Source organism: Vibrio sp. TRT 17S01 (genome assembly GCF_050113695.1).
In the GTDB taxonomy this organism is placed as follows: domain Bacteria; phylum Pseudomonadota; class Gammaproteobacteria; order Enterobacterales; family Vibrionaceae; genus Vibrio.
Map to the genome: position 1 here is coordinate 129,178 of NZ_JBNJOG010000011.1, position 24,912 is coordinate 154,089.

General features: G+C 44.4%; 24 protein-coding genes and 1 other RNA gene. 9 read left to right on the plus strand and 16 right to left on the minus strand.

Features of this window, described 5'->3' with window-relative positions:
- Positions 1-58 precede the first annotated feature (58 nt).
- From lepB to rpoE, 6 genes are all read right to left on the minus strand, one after another.
- The gene (lepB, locus tag ACQEXS_RS16625) at positions 59-955 is read right to left on the minus strand and encodes a signal peptidase I (RefSeq protein ID WP_427014566.1); all 897 of its coding nucleotides are present in this window, start codon (positions 953-955) and stop codon (positions 59-61) included.
- Between the two features lie 105 nt (positions 956-1,060).
- Complete coding sequence (gene lepA / locus ACQEXS_RS16630) at positions 1,061-2,854, minus strand: translation elongation factor 4 (RefSeq protein WP_367988173.1); 1,794 nt, start codon at positions 2,852-2,854, stop codon at positions 1,061-1,063.
- A gap of 104 nt (positions 2,855-2,958) precedes the next feature.
- A complete protein-coding gene (locus ACQEXS_RS16635; protein ID WP_427014567.1) occupies positions 2,959-3,429 on the minus strand; it encodes a SoxR reducing system RseC family protein in 471 nt (156 codons plus the stop codon).
- A complete protein-coding gene (rseB, locus tag ACQEXS_RS16640; protein ID WP_367988171.1) occupies positions 3,426-4,391 on the minus strand; it encodes a sigma-E factor regulatory protein RseB in 966 nt (321 codons plus the stop codon). The genes ACQEXS_RS16635 and rseB overlap by 4 nt, the downstream gene beginning before the upstream one ends.
- Complete coding sequence (locus ACQEXS_RS16645) at positions 4,388-5,008, minus strand: RseA family anti-sigma factor (protein ID WP_427014568.1); 621 nt, start codon at positions 5,006-5,008, stop codon at positions 4,388-4,390. Before ACQEXS_RS16645 ends, rseB begins: the two co-directional genes overlap by 4 nt.
- 26 nt (positions 5,009-5,034) lie before the next feature.
- A complete protein-coding gene (gene rpoE / locus ACQEXS_RS16650; RefSeq protein ID WP_367988169.1) occupies positions 5,035-5,613 on the minus strand; it encodes an RNA polymerase sigma factor RpoE in 579 nt (192 codons plus the stop codon).
- Between the two features lie 325 nt (positions 5,614-5,938).
- On the opposite strand from rpoE, the gene nadB reads away from it, so the two are divergent.
- Positions 5,939-7,546, plus strand: a complete 1,608-nt coding sequence (gene nadB / locus ACQEXS_RS16655) for an L-aspartate oxidase (RefSeq protein ID WP_367988168.1) — start codon at positions 5,939-5,941, stop codon at positions 7,544-7,546.
- A gap of 376 nt (positions 7,547-7,922) precedes the next feature.
- Here the strand turns inward: nadB and ACQEXS_RS16660 are convergent, their stop codons facing one another.
- Complete coding sequence (locus tag ACQEXS_RS16660) at positions 7,923-8,183, minus strand: succinate dehydrogenase assembly factor 2 (RefSeq protein WP_427014569.1); 261 nt, start codon at positions 8,181-8,183, stop codon at positions 7,923-7,925.
- A gap of 178 nt (positions 8,184-8,361) precedes the next feature.
- Here ACQEXS_RS16660 and ygfZ point away from each other — a divergent pair, with 178 nt between their 5' ends.
- The 3 genes from ygfZ (at position 8,362) to ACQEXS_RS16675 (ending at position 10,614) form a co-directional block, all read left to right on the plus strand.
- Entirely contained in the window at positions 8,362-9,327 is a 966-nt protein-coding gene (gene ygfZ / locus ACQEXS_RS16665) for a tRNA-modifying protein YgfZ (RefSeq protein WP_427014570.1), read from the plus strand.
- Positions 9,320-9,793: an aminoacyl-tRNA deacylase gene (locus ACQEXS_RS16670; protein WP_427014571.1), complete on the plus strand. Its 474-nt coding sequence runs from the start codon at positions 9,320-9,322 to the stop codon at positions 9,791-9,793. The genes ygfZ and ACQEXS_RS16670 overlap by 8 nt, the downstream gene beginning before the upstream one ends.
- A 614-nt stretch (positions 9,794-10,407) precedes the next feature.
- Positions 10,408-10,614, plus strand: coding sequence for a DUF1107 domain-containing protein (locus ACQEXS_RS16675; RefSeq protein WP_367988164.1), 207 nt, complete (start codon positions 10,408-10,410; stop codon positions 10,612-10,614).
- Positions 10,615-10,657: 43 nt separating this feature from the next.
- Here ACQEXS_RS16675 and ACQEXS_RS16680 read toward each other — a convergent pair whose 3' ends face one another.
- Genes ACQEXS_RS16680 through ACQEXS_RS16690 form a run of 3 tightly spaced genes read right to left on the minus strand, consistent with a single transcriptional unit; the run spans position 10,658 to position 13,676 of the window.
- Entirely contained in the window at positions 10,658-11,887 is a 1,230-nt protein-coding gene (locus ACQEXS_RS16680; RefSeq protein ID WP_427014572.1) for an FAD-dependent 2-octaprenylphenol hydroxylase, read from the minus strand.
- A gap of 22 nt (positions 11,888-11,909) precedes the next feature.
- Positions 11,910-13,088 (minus strand): 2-octaprenyl-6-methoxyphenyl hydroxylase, encoded by a 1,179-nt coding sequence (ubiH, locus tag ACQEXS_RS16685; protein ID WP_427014573.1) that lies wholly within the window; start codon positions 13,086-13,088, stop codon positions 11,910-11,912.
- A gap of 9 nt (positions 13,089-13,097) precedes the next feature.
- On the minus strand, positions 13,098-13,676 hold the full coding sequence (locus ACQEXS_RS16690) for a YecA family protein (RefSeq protein ID WP_427014574.1): 579 nt from the start codon (positions 13,674-13,676) through the stop codon (positions 13,098-13,100).
- A 235-nt stretch (positions 13,677-13,911) separates the two neighbouring features.
- Here ACQEXS_RS16690 and ACQEXS_RS16695 point away from each other — a divergent pair, with 235 nt between their 5' ends.
- From ACQEXS_RS16695 to serA, 5 genes are all read left to right on the plus strand, one after another.
- Positions 13,912-14,220: a cell division protein ZapA gene (locus ACQEXS_RS16695; RefSeq protein ID WP_367988158.1), complete on the plus strand. Its 309-nt coding sequence runs from the start codon at positions 13,912-13,914 to the stop codon at positions 14,218-14,220.
- Positions 14,221-14,239: 19 nt separating this feature from the next.
- A non-coding RNA gene (ssrS, locus tag ACQEXS_RS16700) (6S RNA) lies at positions 14,240-14,423 on the plus strand.
- Positions 14,424-14,457: 34 nt separating this feature from the next.
- A complete protein-coding gene (locus ACQEXS_RS16705) occupies positions 14,458-15,048 on the plus strand; it encodes a 5-formyltetrahydrofolate cyclo-ligase (protein WP_427014575.1) in 591 nt (196 codons plus the stop codon).
- Between the two features lie 63 nt (positions 15,049-15,111).
- Complete coding sequence (gene rpiA, locus ACQEXS_RS16710) at positions 15,112-15,768, plus strand: ribose-5-phosphate isomerase RpiA (protein ID WP_367988157.1); 657 nt, start codon at positions 15,112-15,114, stop codon at positions 15,766-15,768.
- Between the two features lie 264 nt (positions 15,769-16,032).
- Positions 16,033-17,262: a phosphoglycerate dehydrogenase gene (serA, locus tag ACQEXS_RS16715; protein WP_367988156.1), complete on the plus strand. Its 1,230-nt coding sequence runs from the start codon at positions 16,033-16,035 to the stop codon at positions 17,260-17,262.
- Positions 17,263-17,331: 69 nt separating this feature from the next.
- Here the strand turns inward: serA and ilvN are convergent, their stop codons facing one another.
- The 6 genes from ilvN to ACQEXS_RS16745 all read right to left on the minus strand — a co-directional run bounded on the left by ilvN (position 17,332) and on the right by ACQEXS_RS16745 (position 24,894).
- Positions 17,332-17,826 carry an acetolactate synthase small subunit gene (gene ilvN, locus ACQEXS_RS16720; RefSeq protein ID WP_367988155.1) on the minus strand — a complete coding sequence of 165 codons (495 nt, stop codon included), beginning with the start codon at positions 17,824-17,826 and terminating at the stop codon, positions 17,332-17,334.
- A gap of 1 nt (position 17,827) precedes the next feature.
- Positions 17,828-19,552, minus strand: a complete 1,725-nt coding sequence (locus tag ACQEXS_RS16725) for an acetolactate synthase 3 large subunit (RefSeq protein ID WP_427011403.1) — start codon at positions 19,550-19,552, stop codon at positions 17,828-17,830.
- 438 nt (positions 19,553-19,990) lie between these two features.
- Positions 19,991-21,796, minus strand: a complete 1,806-nt coding sequence (locus ACQEXS_RS16730) for an AMP-dependent synthetase/ligase (RefSeq protein WP_427014576.1) — start codon at positions 21,794-21,796, stop codon at positions 19,991-19,993.
- Between the two features lie 169 nt (positions 21,797-21,965).
- Positions 21,966-22,925, minus strand: coding sequence for a transcriptional regulator LeuO (leuO, locus tag ACQEXS_RS16735; RefSeq protein WP_427014577.1), 960 nt, complete (start codon positions 22,923-22,925; stop codon positions 21,966-21,968).
- A 390-nt stretch (positions 22,926-23,315) separates the two neighbouring features.
- A complete protein-coding gene (locus ACQEXS_RS16740) occupies positions 23,316-24,362 on the minus strand; it encodes an MJ1255/VC2487 family glycosyltransferase (RefSeq protein ID WP_427014578.1) in 1,047 nt (348 codons plus the stop codon).
- A 4-nt stretch (positions 24,363-24,366) separates the two neighbouring features.
- The gene (locus ACQEXS_RS16745) at positions 24,367-24,894 is read right to left on the minus strand and encodes a phosphatase PAP2 family protein (protein ID WP_427014579.1); all 528 of its coding nucleotides are present in this window, start codon (positions 24,892-24,894) and stop codon (positions 24,367-24,369) included.
- Positions 24,895-24,912 lie beyond the last annotated feature (18 nt).

A 24,912-nucleotide genomic window follows, 5' to 3' on the forward strand; every position in this document is an offset into this window, starting at 1 on the left:
ATTTTTAATTCTCTAAAGAGTTGGAGCTGCAACCTACAACTCCAAGCATCAAGAGAAGTTAGTTAATACCACCAATGCGGTTAAAACGCACACCAGTAGGAATCCAAGACGGTAGCGCGCTGTCTGAATCACGCTCAAATTCAAAGCTGATCCAAATCGCAACGGCTTTACCGACTAGGTTAGCTTCTGGAACAAAACCCCAGTAGCGACTGTCAGCACTGTTATCACGGTTATCACCCATCACAAAATACTGACCTTGTGGTACAACCCATTCGCTATTACCACCACGTGGATAATATTGCTCCACCGGATTACGTACGAGCGGATTGACTAAAATATTGTGCTCCACCGGACCGAGTTTTTCTTCTAGTTGCACCAACGGGATCCCGCGATCATTAAACGCACTTTCTTGAACGTTAGATAGCTTCACAGGCTCACAAACCGACGTCCCAGCTTGTTGAATACACAGCTCTTTATTGCTGTTATAACGGATAAGGTCTCCCGGTAAACCAACCACACGCTTGATGTAGTCGATATTAGGTTGTGGTGGGTATTTGAATACCACAATATCACCACGCTCTGGCTTACCGGTTTCTACCAGTTGTTTGCGCCACACTGGATCTTTCAGGCCGTAAGCATACTTTTCAACCAGAATAAAATCCCCCACCAGAAGGGTTGGCATCATAGAGCCTGAAGGGATTTGAAATGGTTCATAAATAAACGAGCGCAACACTAGGACAAAAGCAATAACAGGGAAAATAGAAACACTATTTTCAACCCACCATGGCTGAGCTTTGACTTTTTCAGCCATTGCCGCGTTTAGGCCATTTGTTTGTGCCTCAACATCAGCAACTTTCGCTGCTCTTTTCTTTGCCCATACCAGCTTCTCTAATGTCCAGACTATCCCCGTTACCAACGTAACGATGACTAGAATAAGTGAGAATGTATTCGCCATTGACTTCCCTTATCTTAAAAACACGAAAGTGAAAGAGCCGAAACCCTTTCACTTACTTTAATATCTACCGTCTTATGACAGACAAGAGTGACAGATAGTTCAACTCTAGTCTTTACCAACGTGAAGAATCGCTAAGAACGCTTCTTGAGGCAGTTCGACGTTACCGATCTGCTTCATACGCTTCTTACCTTCTTTCTGTTTCTTCAGAAGTTTCTTCTTACGGCTCACGTCACCACCGTAACATTTCGCAATTACGTTCTTACGTAGCTGCTTAACGGTTGAACGGGCGATGATGTGGTTACCAATTGCCGCCTGAATCGCAATATCAAACATCTGGCGAGGAATGAACTCTTTCATCTTCTCAACCAGCTGACGACCACGAGTCTGAGATTGATCCTTGTGAGTGATCATTGCCAGCGCATCAACAGTGTCACCGTTTAGAAGCACATCAACACGAACCATATTAGACGCTTCAAAGCGTTGGAAGTTGTAATCCAACGAGGCGTAGCCACGAGATGTCGACTTCAAGCGGTCAAAGAAATCCAATACCACTTCTGCCATTGGAATATCGTACGTCACAGCAACTTGGTTACCGTGGTAAACCATATCTACCTGAACGCCACGCTTCTCAACACACAGAGTAATTACGTTACCTAAGTACTCTGAAGGGACAAGGATATTACAGCGAGCAATAGGCTCACGGATTTCTTCGATATCGTTAACAGCAGGTAGCTTAGCCGGGCTATCGACATATAGAAGATTACCGTTGGTCTCTTCAACTTCGTACACTACGGTTGGCGCTGTTGTGATCAGATCGAGATCATATTCACGCTCTAGACGCTCTTGGATAATTTCCATGTGCAGCATACCAAGGAAGCCACAACGGAAGCCAAAACCAAGTGCAGCTGAGTTTTCTGGCTCATAGAACAGAGACGCATCATTCAGGCTAAGTTTACCTAGCGCGTCACGGAAGTTTTCATAGTCATCAGAGGATACTGGGAATAGACCCGCGTATACCTGAGGTTTTACTTTCTTAAAGCCTGGTAATGGAGAATCACAACCGTGTTTAGCTAGCGTTAGCGTATCGCCCACTGGCGCGCCTAAGATATCTTTGATACCACAGACAACCCAGCCTACTTCACCTGTACGCAAGATATCTGTATCGACCTGCTTAGGTGTGAAGATACCAAGACGGTCCACACCCCATACTTGGCCAGTGCTCATCACTTTGATCTTGTCGTTCTTCTTCAGTTCGCCGTTCTTAATACGAACCAGAGAAACGACACCGAGGTAGTTATCAAACCACGAGTCAATAATCAGTGCTTGTAGTGGTGCTTCAGGATCACCTTCTGGTGCCGGAATAGCAGAAACGATATTCTCAAGTACATCATCAACACCGATACCTGTTTTCGCACTACAACGAGTCGCTTCCATCGCATCAATACCAACGATTTCTTCGATCTCTTCCGCGACACGCTCAGGGTCTGCAGCAGGAAGGTCAATCTTATTGAGGATTGGCACAACCTCTAGATCCATTTCGATCGCAGTGTAACAGTTAGCAAGAGTTTGAGCCTCTACACCCTGACCTGCATCAACAACCAATAGCGCACCTTCACATGCGGCTAGAGAACGTGATACTTCATATGCGAAGTCAACGTGTCCCGGAGTATCGATGAAGTTCAGCTGATAAGTTTCACCATCTTTAGCGGTGTAGTTTAGCGTCACACTCTGTGATTTGATGGTGATACCACGCTCGCGCTCTAGATCCATGGAGTCCAGAACCTGTGCGGCCATTTCACGGTCGCTTAATCCACCACATACTTGGATTAAACGGTCTGATAGGGTCGACTTACCATGGTCGATGTGGGCGATAATCGAAAAATTACGAATGTGCTTCATGATTTGGTGTGACTAAACTCTTATAAATGGGGACAAGAAAAGCCGTCTTGTGACGGCATTTCAATCAAGTTGGCAGATTCTACCCAATTTCTAGCCGCTTCGCACTAGCTAATTGGTTCGCCCAGAACTCTAAGTAACACGACATTTTGTGAGGACTCATGTTCCTGTTTCCTTGCCAGTCGCTTAGCAAGCACGATTCCACCAGCGGTAAACAGGAGAGCATTTAAAATAACGACGCCTTCACCAGCACTTAATAATGGTGCTAGCCACCACTGTCCAATCAAAGTTCCGATAATTAGCGCAAATAACGGTACTAAATACACCAGCGCGGCTGAAAACAGTAAGCTCTTCTCAGGTAAGCCAATCTCAACAACCTGCCCTTCTCGTACCGCTTTGCGAGTTTTTAGCCGCCAGTGTAACTGCTTACTTCCAACCGCTTTTGAAACAATTCCTGTTCCACAGCTTTTCTGAGAAGCGCAACTAGAGCAGCTGGTTTGCTGCTCACAGTTGAGCTCTACTTGATAACCATCAGGGTGAGAGCTCACCGCAGCGACAGTTGCAAGTGCGGTCATCATTGAGCTGGTACCGGCTTAAATGTGACAGATTGTGCAATACGTTTTGCCGTTGCAGGAGGAATATCTCCAATCACAGAGATTTCTGCATTACCCTTCACGTAACTATGAAGCGTTCTGCGGCCTTGGCGGACCAATTGACCTTTCAGTGAATGGTTATCGCTGTTGGAAACGTAGACGGAAAAGTTAAACAAACCATCACTGTACATCTGGCTTTCAACCATTCGCTCTGTGACGGACATGCGATAACGATTGAGCTCTTTGGGTTCAAATCCATCCGGGATCCACCCTACACTCCAAAACGTTTCACGCAGGTTACCTTTTGGCAAAGAGAGAACTTCAGGTAACTTGGCGTCATTTAAGCCACTCAAGATATCGGCAATGCGATCATTCACGCTGTAAGAAATCGTGCGATATTGCTCTAATATCTCACCATCACGATCAACAAGATCTGCGCGTAGCGGTAGTTTGCTCTTTTCATCGACCCACAAGACGTAGGAATATCGCAAGCCATCTTTTGGAACCACGCGTAATACCTGACATGCTGTTCCCGCTTCGCGAGCACGTCCTACCTGAACAAAATCATAGTAACGGCTGAGCTGTTCAACATTCGAGTTCAATAAAGGAATGGTTGGCGCAACCATGTTGCCAGATTCGATGGTGAAAGGTTCTGCACCAGTTTCAATATAGCTGATCTCCTTGCCTCGACGAATCACTTCTCTCATCGGGCCACTGAGATAAACAAGGTGCGCAAGCTGCTGGTCGCTCTCCTTAGGACGAGCGTGGCGATACAGCAACGGTTCGATACTGTTCTTCTTGATTAAGATATAAGACAGTTCGAAATTTAAGTGCTGACTGGCTTCGTTCATTTGATGTAACAAAGCCTCCGCAGGTTTGTCATCTGCAAAGGCTGTGTTTACATTCAAACTGAGCAGTGTCAGCACACTGATCAGAATTTTTCTCATTCAATTACCGCTTCAGGCTGATCAATATGATCATTACTCTCGCTGTTAAGTCTAAGCTGAAGTTCATAATCTTGCAGCATTGCGTTAATACGACGTCGCTGCTCTTGAACATTCACTTCATTAACTTGCTTTTCCACAGAGTCACGCGTCAAGCTCACAGGCTCTGCGCTGCCAGAAAATGGAATAGTCTGCAAAACAGGCAGTTGGTCAGCTTCAGGCTGGGAAGGATCGCTACCGCCATATTGCTGCACACCTAAAATAACAGCCAATGATACACACGCAGCCACAGCAACCTGACCAAATTGAGTTAACCAAGCAGGAAGTTGACGACGAGCTTGCGCAGGTGTCGGTTGAGCTTCTTGAGGAAGCTCCGTAACCTGAGCACTACGGTGTGTTTCTAGAGCACTATGAGTGGGCTCAGCTTCTAATGCTAAAGCAACACTTTCAGCTATATTCCACTCCGGTTTTTCAGGAGCTTCACCTCGCATGACATCACCAATTAAATGGTAATTTTTCCAAGCTTGCAGGCTTTCTTGGTCACGCTCTAAGTCACTAATTAGAGCTTTATCAACCAACTCCCCATCCATGAGTGCTGAAAGTTTTTCTTTGTCAGCCATTATCTCTCACCATTTTAGTTACTGGTTCATCGTTGCAATAGAGGTTGAATCTTTTTCTCAACCGCTTCACGAGCTCGGAAGATACGCGAACGTACCGTTCCTACAGGGCAATCCATAACCGCTGCAATTTCCTCATAGCTTAAGCCATCTAACTCGCGCAACGTCATTGCGGTTTTTAAATCATCTGGTAGTGCCTCAATGGCACTGAAAACTACTTGTTTCAATTCTTTTGACAACGTTAAGTTCTCAGGGTTCGAAATTTCTTTTAACGCACTGCCAGTTTCGTAATATTCAGCTTCTTCAGTATCCACATCTTGTGCTGGAGGTCGTCGACCTTGGGCAACAATGTGGTTTTTCGCAGTATTTACAGCAATTCGATATAACCAAGTATAGAACGCACTCTCACCTCGAAAGCTTGGTATCGCTCTATACGCTTTAATAAAAGCTTCCTGTGCTACATCAGGTACATCACCAGGATTATTGATGTAGCGTGAAATTAGATTGCATACCTTGTTTTGGTAACGCAAAACTAACAGGTTAAACGCTTGCTTATCTCCACTCTGAACTCGCTCAATTAACACCTGATCGGTCAGCTGCTCGTTCATTCGAGCGTATACTCCTATCGTTATTAACCCCTATCCTCTCAGATATGAGCATTAATTATGCAAAATGTAGTATTGACACCACCGCTTACTTGAGCACTATTGTGACCCAAGAATAAAAAGAAAGTTCAAAGTTTCTTTAAACTTTGTCAATTATGTCGGCCAAGCGATGTGCCCGTTTCTTTCGATGCTCAAATTCTGGGGATCAAAGTGACGAAAAGCAATGGTATTTACAAAGAAATGCTTGTGATGCAGTGGTATCATTAAGCAATGATTGTTCGCAAAAGAGTTGGATAACTCTACACTAACTCAGGATTTTAAAAGTTTTATGAACGCAAACCGAGAACATCTTTGTGATGTGTTAGTGATAGGTAGTGGTGCCGCAGGCCTGTCTCTAGCATTGCGTGTAGCCAAACATAGCAAAGTCATCGTACTTAGTAAGGGCCCTCGTAGTGAAGGCGCGACATACTACGCTCAAGGCGGTATTGCCGCCGTATTCGACGAGTCAGACAGCATCGAATCTCATGTTGAAGATACCTTGATTGCCGGTGCTGGCATCTGCGAACAAGAGACCGTCGAGTTTATAGCAGAAAATGCAAAAGAGTGTGTTCAGTGGCTAATCGATGGTGGGGTGCCATTTGATCGTGAAGATGACGACAGCGACGAAGCGCCTCGTTATCACCTAACTCGCGAAGGGGGTCATAGCCACCGCCGCATACTCCATGCTGCAGATGCAACGGGCATGGCAATGCAAACCTCGCTGCAAGATAACGTACACAACCACCCAAATATTACGATTTTAGAACGACATAACGCTTTAGATCTGATCACTGAAGATAAAGTCGGCGGCGATAAAAATAAGCTCATTGGTGCTTATATTTGGAATCGCAATGAAGAACATGTCGAGACAGTTCGTGCTAAGTTCGTGGTCCTAGCCACTGGCGGTGCCTCTAAGGTTTATCAGTACACATCAAACCCTGATGTTTCCTCCGGTGATGGTATAGCAATGGCTTGGCGTGCAGGATGCCGCGTTGCCAACTTAGAGTTTAACCAGTTTCATCCTACCTGCCTGTACCACCCAGAAGCACGAAACTTCCTACTGACTGAAGCGTTACGTGGTGAAGGCGCATACTTGCGACGTCCTGATGGCTCTCGTTTTATGCCTGACTTTGATGAGCGAGCAGAACTCGCGCCACGCGATGTGGTAGCACGCGCAATAGACTTTGAAATGAAACGTCTGGGTGCAGATTGCATGTACCTCGACATCAGCCACAAACCTGCGGATTTCATTGAGAAACACTTCCCAACCATCTACATGCGCTTGCAAGATCTCGGTATCGATATGACCAAAGAGCCGATCCCAGTCGTACCAGCAGCACACTACACCTGCGGTGGTGTCATGGTCGATCAACACGGGCAAACGGATGTCAAACAATTGTACGCGATTGGTGAAGTCAGTTATACGGGCTTACATGGCGCGAACCGTATGGCATCAAACTCCTTACTTGAATGTGTGGTTTATGCTTGGTCTGCGGCCAATGACATTATTAAACACCTTAATGATGTAGAAATGCCGCCTTCATTGCCAGCCTGGGATGAAAGCCAAGTACTGTGTAGCGATGAAGAGGTGGTGATCCAACACAACTGGCATGAACTACGTCTGTTTATGTGGGATTACATGGGGATTGTGCGGACGGATAAACGCCTAGAGCGTGCACTACGTCGTATTCAATTGCTTCAGCAAGAAACACATGAGTACTACAGCAACTTCCGTGTTTCAAACAACCTTCTGGAACTGCGTAACTTATTGCAAGTCGCCGAGCTCATGGTTCGCTGTGCTATGCAGCGTAAAGAAAGCCGCGGCTTACATTATACGTTGGACTATCCAGAGCTGGCGGAAGACAGCGGGCCGACCATTTTAGAGCCAAATAAATAACAAAAGGGGCTATTGCCCCTTTTTTAATATCACAATTAATTGTCGATACTTAGCTTCACTCACACTATCTCGCCACAATAATCCTCGACTGCCATCATCAAACGTCAATCGGATAAACCAATTCACATAAGTAAAATTTACTTTGACGACTCGCTTTGTGTTTTCTGATATTGAAAACTCTTCGTCTTTTACGTCAATAGGGCCAATCAAAGGTAAAGCTAGCCAAGCCAAATGACTAAAAGCGTGCCTTAGGATGAATAACAATACGAAACAGGAAGCAGATAAAGGAAGATTTGATACGACAATAAAATGAATGGCCAACATCAGCATCGTGAAATTGACCATAAGATTTTGAAAAGAATAGGATGCAAAAAGCTTAACGCACCTTTCTGAGATTATGGGCGACAATTTTATCTACCATTGCAGCGTGACTGAGATTTTCACTTCGTCCATGCCCCATAACCCAAGTAAACAAATCCGGGTCATCGCACTCTAACAAAGAAACAAAATCACGTTGCTCGGCTTCAGTGAGCTGTTCAAAACACTCTTCAAAAAAAGGCATAATGACAACGTCAAGTTCCAACATACCACGGCGGCATGCCCACTTAACACGTGCTTTTTCTTCAGCGGTATACATTACAATTCCTCACCTTATCGGTTATTTGCGCCGAGTGTAACAGCCAATTCTAGTGACAACTAGTATCTCAATCACACTCCGGAGCAAGCTAACACTTTTCCCGTAACAAGTTGTGGTTGTTTATCCTTAGCTTTAACCAGTAACATAAGGGGATTAGAAAGCGATAAGGTAACCAAAAATGGATTGGCAAACCCTTTTTTCACCATTAACTATTTCAGAAAAAGATGACATCCCAGCGTTAACCCTAACCCACTTAAAATCGTGGGGAGTGATTGTGATGACGGGGGATGACAAAAAATCTTACTTACAGGGCCAAGTAACCTGTGATGTAGTACAGCTGAAGGAAGAAGCCTCGACCTTTGGCGCTCATTGCGATGCTAAGGGCAAAGTTTGGAGTGTTTTCCGCCTATTTCATCACAATCATGGTTATGCCATGTTTCAGCCAAAATCAGCAATAGCAACAGAGCTAACAGAACTTAAAAAGTACGCCATTTTTTCTAAAGTAGAGATCAATGAAAGCAGCGATATTGCTTTTGGTCTTATCGGCGATAATGCTACCCAGTGGGTTGACGCTCATAGTGATCAACGTGGTGATGTTCGACCGATCCATGGAGGAACTGCTGTTAAAGTTGATCCTCAACGTTGGTTGCTCTTAATCGATAGCGCACAAGTCGCCTCTTTATTGGAAGATGATACGCTGGTAAAACATGATGAATCCCTGTGGCGACGCTTTGATATCCAATCTGCACTTCCGATATTAGAAGCCGAACAACAAAATGAACACATTCCTCAAGCTATCAACCTGCAAGCACTCAATGGAATCAGCTTTAACAAAGGTTGCTACACTGGGCAAGAGACCGTAGCGCGTGCGAAATATCGCGGAATGAATAAACGCGCGATGTTCATCGTAAAAGGTGCCTTAGAGCAAGAATCAGAAAGCCCTATCGAGCTGGAACGAGCAGTCGGCGACAACTGGCGTAGTGCAGGTACATTGTTAAGCCATTATCAGTTCTCCGATAATCACGCCGTTGGTCTTATCGTGCTACCCAATAACCTTGAGGCCGATACACAATTGCGGATAAAAAACCAACCACAGCTTATGTGGTCTATCGAAGCGCTGCCCTACTCACTTGAAGATGAATAAAATGTTGACGACCAAGTTAACACAATATCTTGATGAGAAGCAGGTGGACTACCGCCTGCTGCCCCACCGCTCGCCCGCTATCACTATTGAAGATGCGGCACAACAACGAGGGGTTCGCCCCGCACAGATGGTCAAATCTATTCTGTTGCGAGACATGGGAAATAACTACGCACTTGCCTGTGCACTGGGCGATCAATCGGTTGACCCTAAAAAAGTCCGAGCCTTCTTAGAATGTCGACGCATGACTTGTGTCGATTTATCCCAAGTTTCCGACATTACCGGCTATCAAATTGGAACGGTAACGCCTTTACTGCTCTCAACACCAATGCCTATTATCTTCGACAGTCAAATCCTACTAGAAGAGATCGTTACTATAAGTAGCGGCTCTCCAATGGCAGGTATTGCACTTCATCGGGATGCGCTCATCAAATTATGCAGCCCTCACTTTGCAGCTATATGTCGGTAAGCACAATGTAATCGTTTACTTTATTACAGAGATTGGAGATCTACTTCGCAGTATGCGATGTTATAAGATAAATTATTATTCAATTTATCAGCATAAGTAGTCATGGTTATTTTTTTAGACTATGCTCATGTCGTTGGTTAAAGTTCAAACAATTTGAAGTTGTTTTATTAAACACAGCCACTATGAACAGTAATGCCATAGTCTAGGCGTGTTGAATCTTCTCCAACGAAAAAGTGAATCCACTGATTGTTTCAGGACATCCACTTTTTGTGTAATGCATCTGTGACTATTCGCCCGCCAATGTCTGCGGGCTTTTTTTTGTTTTCAATATATTTACAGCAAATTAGCACGTTGTTAAGAAAATAAACTATTCTTTATATTGTCATAATCTTAAGGCTTAATAGCTGATAGATAAAAAAGAACGCAGTTCCAGCTCGAAAAAAGAAATGAGGTAAAAATCACACTGAACCGGATATTTATACAAAAATATGCTTACGACAGCACAGATATCCTAGAAAGTCAGTTAAAAATGCACAATCCCCTAACACAATCACACAAATTAATGAGGGGCTTTCGTATAATTCGCGGTGCTTGCCAACAATAAGGAAAAATATATGAGACTGTTTAAGCGCTATACTCCAAGTATGATTGCTAAACACGTAAGTAGGCTATTTAAGGGAAGAATTTATATATATGGCGTTGGTCGATTTGAGTTTGATAACGGTAAACTCATTTTGCCAGAAAGAGCAGAGCAACGGCATTTTCAAGCGGTAAAAGAAATTAATCAGGAAATAATGAAACTACGCTGTGCATATGCTTAAGCAAGAATTAAAAAAGGTTGGCGTTTGCCAACCTTTTTGCTTTCTACACTTCGACAGTCGTCACTGGGTATTTTGCCAGATCAGGTAAACGTCCTTTTAATCCCAATGCGCGCTTCATGATCTCATCTTTAGCACCTGGTAATTGACCTGCCAGTGTCATTCCAAGCCCTCGGATGAGTTTTTTCGCAGGATTCCCGCCTTCAAATAGGTCTCGGAAACCTTGCATTGCCGCAATCATTTTGGCCGCTTCGGCTTTGCGCCAACGCTCGTAAGCTCGCAAGTTGCGTTTCGCACCAATGTCTTCTCCTTGCTGCCACAATGCCAATACTTCTTGAGCTAAGCTTGCAGCATCCAACAGACCTAAATTCACTCCCTGTCCAGCAAGTGGATGAATGGTATGTGCAGCATCACCCACGAGAGCAACTCGTTCCGTAACAAAATCGCGTGCATAACGCATTTTTAATGGAAAAGCATAACGATCACCAACGACTTCGCACAGTCCCAGGCGAGCATCAAACTCAGCTGTTAGAACTTTATTAAACTCAGCTTCAGACATCGCCACTAAACGCTCAGCTCGTCCTGGCTCCGTCGACCATACAATCGAACTCATGTTGTCTTGTGACATCGGTAAGAAAGCCAATGGTCCTTGAGGCGTAAACACCTGACGAGCAACCTTAGCGTGATGGTCATGGGTGCGTATGTTCGCCACCAAAGCACTATGGCCATAGTCCCAGTGCGTTAAAGGAATGCCTTGCTGCTGACGAAGCCATGAGTTTGCTCCATCCGCACCAACCACCAGCTTTGCCGTTAACGCCTGACCATTATCAAGTGTTAGCCAAGCTTCACTTTCTCCAACAGCGATCGTGCTGCACTTTGCTGGCATGAATAAGGAAACATTGTCCAAACGTTTAACTTGCTCAAGCAAAGCAAGCTGGATCACCCGGTTCTCAACGATATGGCCTAGATCTGGCTGAGCGAATTCATTCGCATTAAACTCGATTCGAGCAAAACTGTCTTGCTCCCAAACCTCCATTGCAGAGTATGGCGCAGCACGACGAGAAACAATCCCTTCCCACGCATTGAGGTTACGTAAAATATTCTCACTTGAGCGGCTCAATGCTGACACTCTGACATCTGGTAACTCATTCAGTTGCGAATCGGGAGTACTTGCTTCAATGACGGCAATCCTAAGTTCTGAGTCTTTAAATGCGGCCGCTAACGCTAAACCTACCATTCCTCCACCAACAATGGCGATATCAACACTTTGCATCATTCTTTACATCCTACTCTTCTGTTTAGCGAGCAACTAAACCCAATGTTCTTTGTAACAGCGGGGCTTTAAGCACACCACAGTTGTCCATCATTGCTAAACCAAGGTTGCGACCAATCCTCATACTCAAATAGTCATTTGAGAACAGGTGAACCAAGGTTGAAGTCATGGTAATGGTTTTTTCTCTGTCATCTTCACGTCGCTGCTGAAAACGACTTAACACTTGATACGCACCAGGATCGCAACTTGATGCCGTAATTTCCTCAGCCAGTGAGGCGACATCTCGAATACCTAAGTTAAACCCTTGACCCGCAATCGGATGGAGTGTTTGTGCAGCATTGCCAACGGTGGCAAAACGGTGAGAGATGATCTGCTGACGATAACGAAGCACCAAAGGATAGCTCGCGCGCTGCCCAACTTTGGTCATTCGCCCTAAACGCCAGCCAAATGCCTGTTGAAGCGCCTCAAGGAAAGCGGTGTCCTCTAATGCCATCACCCTCTTTGCCTCAGCAGGAGGAAGGCACCAAACCAATGACATGCGTTCATCACTCATTGGCAGCAAAGCAACAGGACCGTGCTCAGTAAAGCGTTCAAAGGCACGCCCTGAATGAGCTTCAGCAGTACAAATATTGGCGATGACCGCTACTTGCCCAAAATCATGTTCACTCAAGGTTAAGCCGATTTGTTCACAGCATGGGGATACCGCACCGTCAGCAGCAACAAGTAACTTACCCTGTATCACCTCACCGCTTTCCAGCGTCACCTTTGTGCTTTGTGGCGTACGTTCAACTTCGGCAACTGCCTCAGGACACAACAATGTGATCTTATTGTGTTGTGATAAGCGCTGAGCATAAATCCGCCCAATATCTGCAAGCTCAACCACGTAACCAAGGGCAGACACATTTAATTCTTGGTTTGATACTTCGGTCATGCCCGCATGACCACGATCTGAGACATGAATATGTTCAATAGGCGTTGCAGCCGAAGCAATCGCGTTCCAAAGATCAAATTGTTTGAGTAATTCAACCGTACCGTATGACAACGCAATCGAACGAGAATCAAACCCCGGATGTGCTTGGTGATCATTCTCAAATTGCTCGACAACCGCCACCGACAGCTTTCCTTTACTATAATGATCCAATGCAAACGCGAGGGTCATACCCGCCATCGCGCCACCGGCAATAATGACATCAAATTGCTTCATAGCAGACTCTTAGTGAATAGTTGGAGCAGCTTCTTTCGCTTCTGGCTTTTGACCAAACTCCGCATGAATAGTCAGTACACAAACCTTAACATGCTCTATCACCTGCTCCATGAGTTGAGCTTGTTCTTGCAGATCGTCATCTTCATCAATCCCTAACTTAGCGATTTCTTCAAGATCAGTAAGCGCCTCTTTCACATCTTTAGACACCTTTTTTAGCTCAACACCAATAAGGCCAAGGCCAGAAATAAAGTGGTTTACCCAATCCGCAACGCCATCAGCGATATCAAAGAGACTAGCGCTTGCTTCTTCATCCGGCAGTAATAGAGATAGCTCCATTGCCGTACCGGTCAGCTCTTCTTTGGTCAATGCCAACGCTTGTTTTGCTTGTTGCAGCGCCTTATCCGGCCATCCCATACCATCATTGGTATAATCAAAAATAATCGGCTGCCAACTTTCATCATTTAGGCTAAGCCCACCACTTAGCATCCCCGTTAACAAGCCATGCATTTCCGAGGGATTCACTGCCAGTCCAGCAGATTGAAGTTCAGTTGCTGCAGTTAAATAATCAGGGAGAGAGTTTTTGCTCATAGGAAGGCCTAAATTTGGGTAAATAAAGTCAATCGTACCACTTCGTCAGGTCATGGAAAACGCCGTACAATGCAATTGTGGATAGCTTTTACACAATTTGTCCAATTACTGTGTCATTCTGCGCTGAATTGACAATGCTGACAGGGAAAAGCTTGAATCTTATTATCGCTTTTCCTATAGTTTCCTCCTCGATGGTGCCATGAGTCATCATCTGAATTAAGCGTGTAGAGTCAATATGAGCAATCAAGCGGTAGAAGTTGAAATCTTAGGTAAACTTACTCGAGTGAACTGTCCTCCTGGGCAGGAAGAGTCGTTGCTATTAGCGGCGCAAGATCTCGACAACCGTCTGAAAGACATGACATCAAAAACGAAAGTGACCAACGAAGTTCACCTACTCACGATCGCTGCGCTAAACTTTTGTTATGAGCTAAGAGCAAAAAACTCAAATGCTGAACAAGAGCAAAATCAAATAACTGAGCGTATGGAACAGCTCACTGCATCACTTGAAGATGTACTTAGTAAAGTTAAGCCCGGACAGCCATAACCTTTACTGCAACAAGCATTTTACCCTGGAGTGTTCGTGAGGGGATTACGTCCCTGAGCCGATAAGCAATACCTAAGGGTTAGTACTTGGTAGCTATTGAGCAAGCTCGGCAAGTACCGAGAAGCCTACGGTTATCATTGCTGATCCGCCTTGAACCAGCTGGTTCAAGGGTCAACATTCTCCAACGGCACTCTGGGGTATCTCTACACTAAGGTACCTTCACAAATGGGTATCATTATGCATCTATCCAGACAAGATTTTCGAAAACAGATCCGAGAAAAACGCAATCAGCTACCAAGCGATGTGCAATTTCAGGCGGGATTAGATTTAGTTCGGCAATTTAACAAGCTTCCCGAATACCAAACACTCCATCATGTCGCGTTATACCTTTCCTCCGATGGCGAAGTCGATACCAAACCATTAATTGAAAAAATGTGGCTAGATGGCATCCAAACCTACCTCCCTGTATTGCATCCTTTTTCTATAGGCCACTTACTCTTTCTTCATTACACTCCTGAGACGCCTCTCACCTTCAATAAATACGGCATTCTAGAACCCATTTTAAATCAAACCTTGATTCAGCCTGTCGCTGAACTCGATATGATCTGCACGCCTCTGGTGGGGTTTGACTCGCAAGGACATCGCCTTGGCATGGGCGGTGGCTACTATGACCGAACGTTAGAAACTTGGTTTAAAAGTGGCGTTGGGCCTAAACCTGTTGGGCTGGCTCATAATTGCCAACATGTTGAGCGCCTTCCTATTGAGAAATGGGATGTACCTCTGCCCAAAATAGTGACACCAAGCCAGATCTGGCAATGGGAATCTTAAGCTCGACTCGCTATAATCTCGCCGATATTTGTTACTTCACCTTCATCAAATCAGGAGATGAGCATGACTCAAGATGAAATGAAAAAAGCAGCTGGTTGGGCGGCGCTGAAATACGTTGAGAAAGGTAGCATTGTGGGTGTCGGTACCGGTTCAACAGTCAATCACTTCATCGATGCACTTGGTTCAATCAAAGAAGACATTAAGGGTGCAGTATCAAGCTCTGAAGCATCGACAGAAAAACTAAAAGCGCTGGGCATTGAAGTGTTTGATTGTAACGATGTGATCAAACTTGATGTGTACGTCGATGGCGCAGACGAAATCAATGCGACTCGCGATATGATCAAAGGTGGCGGTGCCGCATTAACGCGTGAAAAGATTGTTGCAGCACTGTCTGACAAGTTTATTTGCATTGTAGATGATACCAAAGCCGTCGATATCCTAGGTGAGTTCCCATTACCAGTAGAAGTGATCCCAATGGCTCGTTCTTACGTGGCTCGTGAGTTGGTGAAGCTTGGCGGTGATCCGGCTTACCGTGAGGGTGTGATCACTGACAACGGCAATGTGATTCTGGATGTCCATCACCTTAAAATTACCAACCCGAAAGAGCTGGAAGATAAGATCAACGGTATCGCAGGCGTTGTTACTGTTGGCTTGTTCGCTCACAGAGGTGCAGATGTGGTGATCACAGGAACTCCAGAAGGCGCTAAAATCGAAGAATAAATAATTAGAAGTTAGTAAATTTCTGTTATTTCATTACAAGCGGCACCTATATGTGCCGTTTTTTCTGCTCTTTATATTAAAAAGTATGCCTTATTCCGTAATTTTCTTACCCAAACTGTATTTTTTTTGTTAAGTTAGTTGGAAGAAGACGCACAGGGAAAACGTTTGCGTCCCTATAAAACAATGGCAAAAGTCACTTTTGATTCACCATATTTATGATGTGCGCCAATTTAGCCCCACCTTCCCATTTTAAGGACGAGAATAATGGCCAAAGTTTCACTGGAAAAAGATAAGATCAAGATTCTACTTCTAGAAGGTCTTCACCCATCTTCTGTGGAAGTGCTTCAATCGGCAGGTTATACCAACATCGAATACCATAAAGGCTCCCTTCCGGAAGAAGAATTGCTTGAAGCGGTAAAAGATGTCCACTTCATTGGTATTCGCTCCCGAACTAACCTTTCACAAGAAGTAATCGATGCAGCAGAAAAGCTGGTTGCTATTGGTTGCTTCTGTATTGGTACTAACCAAGTCGATCTTAATGCCGCTGCAAAACGTGGTATTCCAGTGTTTAACGCCCCATTCTCCAACACTCGTAGTGTTGCTGAGCTTGTGCTAGGCCAAATCCTATTGTTGCTTCGTGGCATCCCAGAAAAGAACGCACTGGCTCATCGTGGTATTTGGAAGAAAAGTGCCGACAACTCCTATGAAGCACGTGGTAAACGCCTTGGTATCATTGGGTATGGCCACATTGGCACCCAGCTTGGCATCATTGCCGAAAACTTAGGGATGCGAGTTTATTTCTACGATATTGAAAATAAACTCTCTCTCGGTAACGCCACTCAAATCCCAACCATGAGTGAGCTACTCAATAAATGTGATGTTATTTCTCTGCACGTGCCTGAAACGCCAGAGACAAAAAATATGATGGGTGCAGAAGAGTTTGCTCGTATGAAGCCGGGCGCAATTTTCATTAATGCCGCCCGCGGCACTGTGGTTGATATCGAAGCGTTATGCCACACCATGGAGTCAGGGCATCTGTCTGGTGCTGCAATTGACGTATTCCCTGTTGAGCCGAAAACAAATGCAGACCCATTTGAATCGCCACTACAGCAATTCGATAATGTAATCCTAACGCCTCACGTTGGTGGCTCAACACAAGAAGCCCAAGAAAATATCGGTGTAGAGGTCGCAGGAAAGCTAGCGAAATACTCAGATAATGGTTCAACGCTTTCAAGTGTCAACTTCCCTGAAGTATCACTACCAGAGCATCGTGATTGCTCGCGCTTGCTCCACATTCACCAAAACCGTCCCGGTATTTTGACGCAAATTAACACCATCTTTGCTGAAGAAGGGATCAACATTGCAGGTCAGTATCTACAAACCGCATCAGACATTGGTTATGTGGTCATTGACGTCGAGTCTGAACGCTCAGAAGAAGCTCTGGCAAAACTGAAAAGCATTGAAGGAACGCTTCGCGCACGTATCCTGCACTAAGTAAATACATAACGAATCAAAAAAGCCACCGTCATTGCGGTGGCTTTTTTATTCAGTGATTAAGCAACGTTAAGGCTTCAATGCTCGTTCACCACGAGCAATACCGACAACGCCACTTCTTGCCACTTCAATAACATCCGTCACTTCTGAAATAGCCTGAATAAAGGCATCCAATTTTTCACTGGTTCCTGCTAACTGTACGGTGTATTGCGAGGCCGTCACATCAACGATCTGGCCACGGAAAATATCAGCAGTGCGCTTTACCTCAGCTCGAGCAAAACCACTGGCTTTCACCTTCACCATCATCAGTTCGCGCTCAATATGATCAAACTCCGTCACTTCTTGTACTTTCAGTACATCAATGAGCTTATGAAGTTGCTTTTGGATCTGCTCAAGTTCCATTTCATCAGACACTGTGGTCACGTTGATCCGTGATAAGGTTTCATCATCAGTCGGAGAAACTGTCAGAGATTCAATGTTGTAGCCACGCTGAGAAAACAGGCCAACAACACGAGACAGTGCACCAGGCTGGTTTTCTAGTAGTAGTGAAATAATGTGTCTCATATTACGTGCGCTCCGTTTTGCTCAACCACATTTTATCCATACCCTCACCTTTGATCTGCATTGGGTACACATGTTCAGTTTCATCAACATTGATATCTACAAACACCAGACGATCTTTCATATCCAGTGCTTTTTGCAGCCCCTGTTCGAGCTGATCAACGCTTTCAATACGGATACCAACATGACCATACGCCTCAGCGATCGCAGCAAAGTCAGGTACAGAGCTCATATAAGAATTTGAATGGCGGCCTTGGTAAACAATGTCTTGCCACTGCTTAACCATGCCTAAGAATCGATTGTTTAGGTTAATAATCTTAACCGGAATGTCATATTGCATCGCAGTGGACAGCTCTTGAATATTCATCTGAATACTGCCATCCCCTGTTACAACGACTACCTCTTCATCGGGAAGTGCGTATTTCACTCCCATTCCCGCAGGTAAACCAAAGCCCATCGTGCCAAGGCCACCAGAGTTAATCCAGCGACGAGGCTTATTAAATGGGTAGTAGAGAGCCGCAAACATCTGGTGCTGCCCCACATCCGAAGCCACATAAGCATTACCCTTGGTGATCTTGTGCAGTGCTTCAATCACTTGTTGTGGCTTAATACGCTCAGACGATTTGTCATAAGCGAGGCAATTTCTATCTTGCCAAACTTTGATGTCATCCCACCAGCAATTGACGGCTTGCTGATCATTCGTGCCACCTTGTTCTTCAAGCAGAGTCAGCATGGTTGCTAACACTTTTTCCGCCGAACCCACAATTGGCAGATCCACTTTCACGTTCTTTGAAATTGAGGAAGGATCAATATCAATATGCATAACCTTGGCATTCGGGCAGTACTTCTCTAGGTTGTTGGTCGTGCGATCGTCAAAACGCACACCAATACCAAAGATCAAATCCGCTTCATGCATGGCCATGTTGGCTTCGTATTTACCATGCATACCAAGCATGCCTAATGAATTTTTGTGCGTTCCGGGAAAGGCACCTAAGCCCATCAAAGTGCTCACTACAGGTAAGTTTAAGCTTTCTGATAGCTGCAATACTTGCTCATGAGCTTCAGAGATCACAGCACCACCACCTACATACAGTACTGGTTTTTTCGCCGCCAACAGCGCTTTAAGTGCTTTTTTGATCTGCCCTTTGTGGCCATTCGTCGTTGGCTTGTACGAGCGCATATTAATGCTTTCAGGGTATTGATAAGGGAGCTTGATCTGCGGGTTCATAACATCTTTAGGCAGATCAATAACAACTGGTCCTGGGCGACCCGTTGTCGAGATATAAAAGGCTTTTTTAACGATTTCAGGGATGTCTTCAGCTTTCTTGACTAAAAAGCTGTGTTTTACGATAGGGCGAGAGACCCCAACGATATCACATTCTTGGAATGCATCATTACCAATCAGGTTTGTTGGCACGTTACCTGAAATTACAATCATCGGGATTGAATCCATATACGCAGTCGCAATCCCCGTTACGGTATTGGTTGCGCCAGGTCCAGAACACACAAGAACTACCCCTGGTTTACCCGTAGCACGAGCGTAACCATCAGCCATGTGTGTCGCCGCTTGCTCATGGCGAACAAGCACGTGCTTAATTTGTTCGGTTTTTTCATGTAAAGCGTCGTAGATATCTAAAACAGACCCCCCTGGATAACCAAAGATCTGTTCAACGCCTTCTTCGATCAGAGATTGCACTACCATCTCTGCGCCGGATAACATTGCTGCCATATTTTCTCCTTACCGGTTTCTTCATTACGTAAGGTCAACGCAATGGGCCGGTTTTACATAGTCGAGGTCTTATTTGTAGCCTAATTCGAAATACTTCCAGTTTTCGGCTATGTCTTGCCTTTGTCATAACAAAGTACAAGTGAACAAAACAAATGTAACGTGTTATTAGCATTGGGTCTATTGAGTGGTGTGTCACTTTTTAAACAAAATGCTATTTTTTAGAACAAAACCAGATGTAATGAGCAACACAGAACATTAAAGCGGAGTAAATACTCAGAAGTCGGACGAAAAAAAGCCAATAATTTTACTTAACTTATTTATAACTAAGCCAAACTTTTGCGTTTCCTAAAGAAACGCCGGATACAAAAAAGCCCTCAGGAGTCAAAAACTCAGCTGAGGGCTTTTTAATCAATATGAAATTTAGTGATTGATAAAGTGCTACTTCGTACTTTTATCTTTGTACATTTCTTCAATTTCATCTTGATAACGGTCGTTAATCACCTTACGACGCAGTTTTTGCGTCGGTGTTAGCTCACCATCATCCATTGAAAAAGCTTTCGGTAGCAATTTAAACGTCTTCACTTGTTCAAATTTCGCGAGTTCTTTTTGTAGCTCATTCACACGCTGCTCGAACATTTCCACAACCTGATGATGTTTAATCAGCTCTAATCGATCGTGATACTTAATGTTCAGCTCTTTCGCGTACTCTTCTAGGCTATCGAAACAAGGCACAATCAGCGCAGAAACAAATTTTCGTGTATCCGCAATAATTGCAATCTGCTCAATGAAATGGTCTTTACCAATCGTCCCTTCGATCATTTGTGGAGCAATGTACTTACCACCTGAGGTTTTCATCAGCTCTTTGATACGATCGGTAATGAATAGGTTGCCATTTTCATCAATATGACCCGCATCTCCTGTTTTTAAGAAGCCGTGCTCATCAAAGGTTTTGGCCGTTTCTTGCGGCATTTTGTAATAACCACGCATCACCATCGGGCCACGGACTAAAATCTCGTTATTTTCACCAATTTTAACTTGTGCGCCGGGCATAGCCATACCGATTGAGTCAGGGTCAAAACATTGATCATCCCAACACGAGATTGTCGCTGTGGTTTCCGTCATCCCATAGCCCAGTTTCACGTTAATTCCGATAGCATGGAAAAAACGGCCAATGGTTTCATCTAGTTTCGCTCCACCGCATGGCATGAATTTGATATTGCCACCAAGCAGCGCACGTAGTTTAGACAACACCAGTTTATCGGCAAGGTTATAGGCTTTGGTCAGCATAAGTGACGGCTTACGGCCTTCTTGATGACAAACCGACATCTTCGCGCCCATGTTTACTGCCCAAGTGAATAACACCTTACGAATAAACGGAGCTTTAGAGACCTTTTCATGAATGGCAGAGAAGATCTTCTCATAGAAACGAGGAACGGCACACATTACCGTTGGACGGATCTCACTGAGGGCTTCTCTGACTTGCATTGTGTCTTTCAGGTAACAGTTAGTGCCACCTTTGTAGAGAACATAGAAAGTCCACGCACGCTCAAACACATGTGATAGTGGTAAGAAACACAAAGAAACATCTTCAGGAGTCAGACTCAAACGCTGATCATGACCTTTAAGCTGAGCGTCGATGTTCGCGTAATCAAGCATCACACCCTTAGGCTGCCCTGTTGTACCTGAGGTATAAATGAGGGTAAATAGATCATCAATATTGGCTTGCTCAAGGCGAGTTTCCAATTCAGCGCGATCAGCGGCTTTTCCTTGTTCAATGAAACATTGCCAGTTCATCGCATGAGGGTGCGCTTTAAGATCAATCTCATCACCCATTGCCACGATCAGCTCAAGCTGTTCACATTCATCAAAAATACTTACCGCAGCGTCAAATTGCGGCTGTTCACCAACAAACAGGACTTTCGCATCTGCATTTTGCAAAATATAAGAGGATTGTGCAGCCGTATTGGTGGGATAAATCGGAACTGTCACGCCACGCAGTTGCATTGTGGCTAAGTCAGCAATGCTCCATTCGGGCATGTTATTTGAGAAGATTGCTATCTTATCTTGGACCTTAAGGCCCTGTGCAAGTAATGCTAATGAAATAGCATCAACCTGCTCACCAAACTGCTTCCAACTGATCCCTTGCCATACTGCACCGATTTTATGTTTCAGTGCGATGCGGTCTCCGCCTTTTGCAATTTGTTCACGAATTCGTTTTACGATATGGAAATCTAAGCTTGCCATCTATATGTCTTACCTTTGGCTTACACCTGTAAGCTTTTTTGAGCGCACAAGTGTACATTTCAGCCACCAAAAGGCAACTGACAAGCATCAAACTTGTGGATATAAATAGTAAAAAACCTTGAATAGCACAGGACTATCCAAGGTTTTTAATTTCCGTAGCAGATGAAAGTTATTTCATTGCAACAACTTCACCGCAGATCATCATTAGCTGGTCGCGAAGCCAGATGTGACCTTTATCTTTCTCACTCGATTCATGCCAGCTTAGGTAGCCATTGATTTTGGCATTTTCGAACGGGAATTCTAGCACTTGCAGTTGGTCTTTGTTCGCTGCGTTTTCAACCATCCAACGTGGAGCCATCGTCACCAATTCAGATTGGCCAACGACGTACAATACGTTGCTCAAGCTTGTACCTTCATAATATGCCGCAACATCTAACTCACGGTATGCTTGCTCAGAGAAGCTACGCTGACCATGAACTTTAGACAGTTTCGCATGACGCTCTGATTTTAGCTGTTCGCCAGTGACAGAACCTTGAATGCGAGGGTGTGATTTTGAAACCACAACAACTAGATCGTCTTGGAAGATTTCAGTGCTAGAGAAGCCCTGTTCATCAAAACGAGAATAGTCGATTACGAAGTCGATCTCTTGGTAGCGCATGCGCTCAGCTAAAAGGCGATCGAATTCAGCATCTAGATGAAGTTTTACGTTTGGCGCCTGATCATGCACACTCGACATGATTTTAGGAGCAAAACGCATGTCGCACGGACTGCAAATTGCCAATTTAAACAGACGAGTTGACGTCTCAGGAGAAAAGATAGAACTTGGCAGTTCATTGCGAATTAATTGCAGAGCCTGACGGATCGGGCCGAACAATTGACGTGCGCGCTGAGTTGGTTGAATACCACGGCCTTGACGCATGAACAATTCATCATTGAACATCACTTTAAGACGAGCCACAGCATTACTAACTGCTGGCTGAGACATACCAAGGTTGTGGGCAGCACGAGTAATATTTTGCTCTTGCATTACGGCATCAAATACCGTTAACAGGTTTAGATCTACTCCTCGTAATGTGCTCTCCATTCGGTAACTCGATATAGCACTCATAGACTCTTTCTTATCAATCATTAATCAAGCCTCTTGTATTCGTAAATAATAGATATTTATTCAGGATAAGGTTGGGAATAGATAACCAAATATTTTTGTATTTATGGTTTAGATGATTTCTTGGCGATCCCTACTATCCACGAATCAATTAGCGATTAGCAATAAGATTCACAATTAATCAGTATTTTTTACCTAATAATTAAGATTAATCTTACAAATCAATGAAATAATCGACTTATAAAAAAATATAAATTGGATTTTTTGATGCTCAACATACCTTTATTGATATTAGTAATGGATCTTCATTGATAGAAACCTAATATTCATCATTCAAATTAATGACCAGCGTTATGAAAAAGCCTCACTTATGGTACACGGTGTATTTTTGACTATGAGAATGCATGTAGTTGACTAAATATTCGCTGTATATTTCAGCCAATCTACTTGAGACCACAAATCATTTGAGAGTTTTTCGTTACAATCCCAGTTTCCTTCTAACAACCATTCAACAATTGCTTTGGCGACATTCGGATAACGAATGGTCTCTCCGCGGCTATCATCGAGCCATTCTCGGACTTTTGCCGCATCCAAATGCTCCATTCCAACTGCGAGCCCAAGCTCTTCCAGTGTGGCGACATTGCTTAATTGTTCAAACTGACCAGCCAATGGTTTTAGCAATAGTTTTTTACCATGCATCAGCGCTTCTGAAGGCAGTTCAAATCCACCATTCGCCATCACCCCACGACATCGTTTTAAATAATATTGAAAAGACTGCTGACACAATGGGTGAAACTCAATGTTTTCCACTTTGCAGTACGTTTTCACATGTGGGTGAAAACAGATGAAGTGTTGGCTTGAAAAACGCCATAACAATTCACTGATATCACTCATCGCTTCAAAGGGGAGATAAACTAAAACGAAGGGCTCTTCCTCAACAAGCTCCACTTCACTGTGAACAATCGGCGGTAGAATCGGTTGTTCAAAATGATACCAATGCAGGGCGAGATGATAGTCAGCTGGAGCAAAGTGATCCAAAAGCTGTTTATCGAGCCAGCTTGCCCCTCTAAGTGGCACCGGATAACGAAATGCATTTTGGTGGCTAATGCTGATGCAAGGTACAGACTGTAACTTTGCGGCCCAAGCGGATACGGGTTCAAAATCGTTCAATACCAAATCATAGTCAGACAGTTCTAACCGTGCTACATCTTGATAAAAGCGCCAAATATTATTACGCATGGCCGTTTGAAAGTAGTTCACTTTGCCTTTATAAGAACAAAAGGTCAGGCCTTTTCGCGTTTGGTAGTCACCAAATGCCTGCATAGAAAAGTATTGGCTTTCTTCTCGACCAGAAAACAGAAAATCAACCTCAACGCTTTGCTCTGCAAGTGCTCTTGCCATTGCTCTTGCTCGCGCCGTGTGACCATTTCCTGTGCCTTGTACACCATAGAGTATTTTCATCGTATTACACTCCTAGCCCTATCAGTGCTAAATAGGCACACGTCATCCCCAATACCGCACCTAAAGCAACATCGGTAACAAAATGAACGCCGAGCAAAACGCGCGAGCTTGCAATCAACAGTGCCCAAAAGTAAGCATAGCCAGTGCATGCGGGATAAAAGTGGCTCAGTAACACAGCCATTAAAAACGCGGCAGCGGTATGACCCGAAGGCAGGCTATATTGATCGGAAGGAGTGATGTAAGCGAACAAATTGAGGGAGAGTTCTTGAGGACGCCGCCGTTTGAAACCATTTTTCAGAGCCCAATAAATAGGGAGTTCCATTGCAAATGCAGTAAGCCCAGCTAAAGCAAATGTCGTCCCGTGTGTTGTATCGTATCCCCAAGCAATAAGAGCAATCACAACATATAAATGCCCGTCTCCCGTATGTGAAATGGCTTTGCTCACTCTTGCCATCGAAGGACTGAATCTGTTTTGCAAACAAAACAATGAGATCGTGACGTCTAACTTGATTATCGAATCTATCGAACGCATAACCGACTCCTTTTCTAG

What these genes read in the sequence shown, in the direction of transcription:
- ACQEXS_RS16645 (WP_427014568.1), bottom strand. Translation starts at nt 5,008, where the DNA reads ATGGCTGACAAAGAAAAACTTTCAGCACTCATGGATGGGGAGTTGGTT.
- ACQEXS_RS16680 (WP_427014572.1), bottom strand. Translation starts at nt 11,887, where the DNA reads ATGATGCAAAGTGTTGATATCGCCATTGTTGGTGGAGGAATGGTAGGT.
- serA (WP_367988156.1), top strand. Translation starts at nt 16,033, where the DNA reads ATGGCCAAAGTTTCACTGGAAAAAGATAAGATCAAGATTCTACTTCTA.
- ACQEXS_RS16745 (WP_427014579.1), bottom strand. Translation starts at nt 24,894, where the DNA reads ATGCGTTCGATAGATTCGATAATCAAGTTAGACGTCACGATCTCATTG.
- ilvN (WP_367988155.1), bottom strand. Translation starts at nt 17,826, where the DNA reads ATGAGACACATTATTTCACTACTACTAGAAAACCAGCCTGGTGCACTG.
- ACQEXS_RS16690 (WP_427014574.1), bottom strand. Translation starts at nt 13,676, where the DNA reads ATGAGCAAAAACTCTCTCCCTGATTATTTAACTGCAGCAACTGAACTT.
- ACQEXS_RS16705 (WP_427014575.1), top strand. Translation starts at nt 14,458, where the DNA reads ATGCATCTATCCAGACAAGATTTTCGAAAACAGATCCGAGAAAAACGC.
- ACQEXS_RS16695 (WP_367988158.1), top strand. Translation starts at nt 13,912, where the DNA reads ATGAGCAATCAAGCGGTAGAAGTTGAAATCTTAGGTAAACTTACTCGA.
- ACQEXS_RS16675 (WP_367988164.1), top strand. Translation starts at nt 10,408, where the DNA reads ATGAGACTGTTTAAGCGCTATACTCCAAGTATGATTGCTAAACACGTA.
- rseB (WP_367988171.1), bottom strand. Translation starts at nt 4,391, where the DNA reads ATGAGAAAAATTCTGATCAGTGTGCTGACACTGCTCAGTTTGAATGTA.
- ACQEXS_RS16740 (WP_427014578.1), bottom strand. Translation starts at nt 24,362, where the DNA reads ATGAAAATACTCTATGGTGTACAAGGCACAGGAAATGGTCACACGGCG.
- lepB (WP_427014566.1), bottom strand. Translation starts at nt 955, where the DNA reads ATGGCGAATACATTCTCACTTATTCTAGTCATCGTTACGTTGGTAACG.
- ACQEXS_RS16730 (WP_427014576.1), bottom strand. Translation starts at nt 21,796, where the DNA reads ATGGCAAGCTTAGATTTCCATATCGTAAAACGAATTCGTGAACAAATT.
- ubiH (WP_427014573.1), bottom strand. Translation starts at nt 13,088, where the DNA reads ATGAAGCAATTTGATGTCATTATTGCCGGTGGCGCGATGGCGGGTATG.
- lepA (WP_367988173.1), bottom strand. Translation starts at nt 2,854, where the DNA reads ATGAAGCACATTCGTAATTTTTCGATTATCGCCCACATCGACCATGGT.
- ACQEXS_RS16635 (WP_427014567.1), bottom strand. Translation starts at nt 3,429, where the DNA reads ATGATGACCGCACTTGCAACTGTCGCTGCGGTGAGCTCTCACCCTGAT.
- rpoE (WP_367988169.1), bottom strand. Translation starts at nt 5,613, where the DNA reads ATGAACGAGCAGCTGACCGATCAGGTGTTAATTGAGCGAGTTCAGAGT.
- ACQEXS_RS16670 (WP_427014571.1), top strand. Translation starts at nt 9,320, where the DNA reads ATGAATAAAATGTTGACGACCAAGTTAACACAATATCTTGATGAGAAG.
- ygfZ (WP_427014570.1), top strand. Translation starts at nt 8,362, where the DNA reads ATGGATTGGCAAACCCTTTTTTCACCATTAACTATTTCAGAAAAAGAT.
- ACQEXS_RS16725 (WP_427011403.1), bottom strand. Translation starts at nt 19,552, where the DNA reads ATGGCAGCAATGTTATCCGGCGCAGAGATGGTAGTGCAATCTCTGATC.
- ACQEXS_RS16660 (WP_427014569.1), bottom strand. Translation starts at nt 8,183, where the DNA reads ATGTATACCGCTGAAGAAAAAGCACGTGTTAAGTGGGCATGCCGCCGT.
- nadB (WP_367988168.1), top strand. Translation starts at nt 5,939, where the DNA reads ATGAACGCAAACCGAGAACATCTTTGTGATGTGTTAGTGATAGGTAGT.
- rpiA (WP_367988157.1), top strand. Translation starts at nt 15,112, where the DNA reads ATGACTCAAGATGAAATGAAAAAAGCAGCTGGTTGGGCGGCGCTGAAA.
- leuO (WP_427014577.1), bottom strand. Translation starts at nt 22,925, where the DNA reads ATGATTGATAAGAAAGAGTCTATGAGTGCTATATCGAGTTACCGAATG.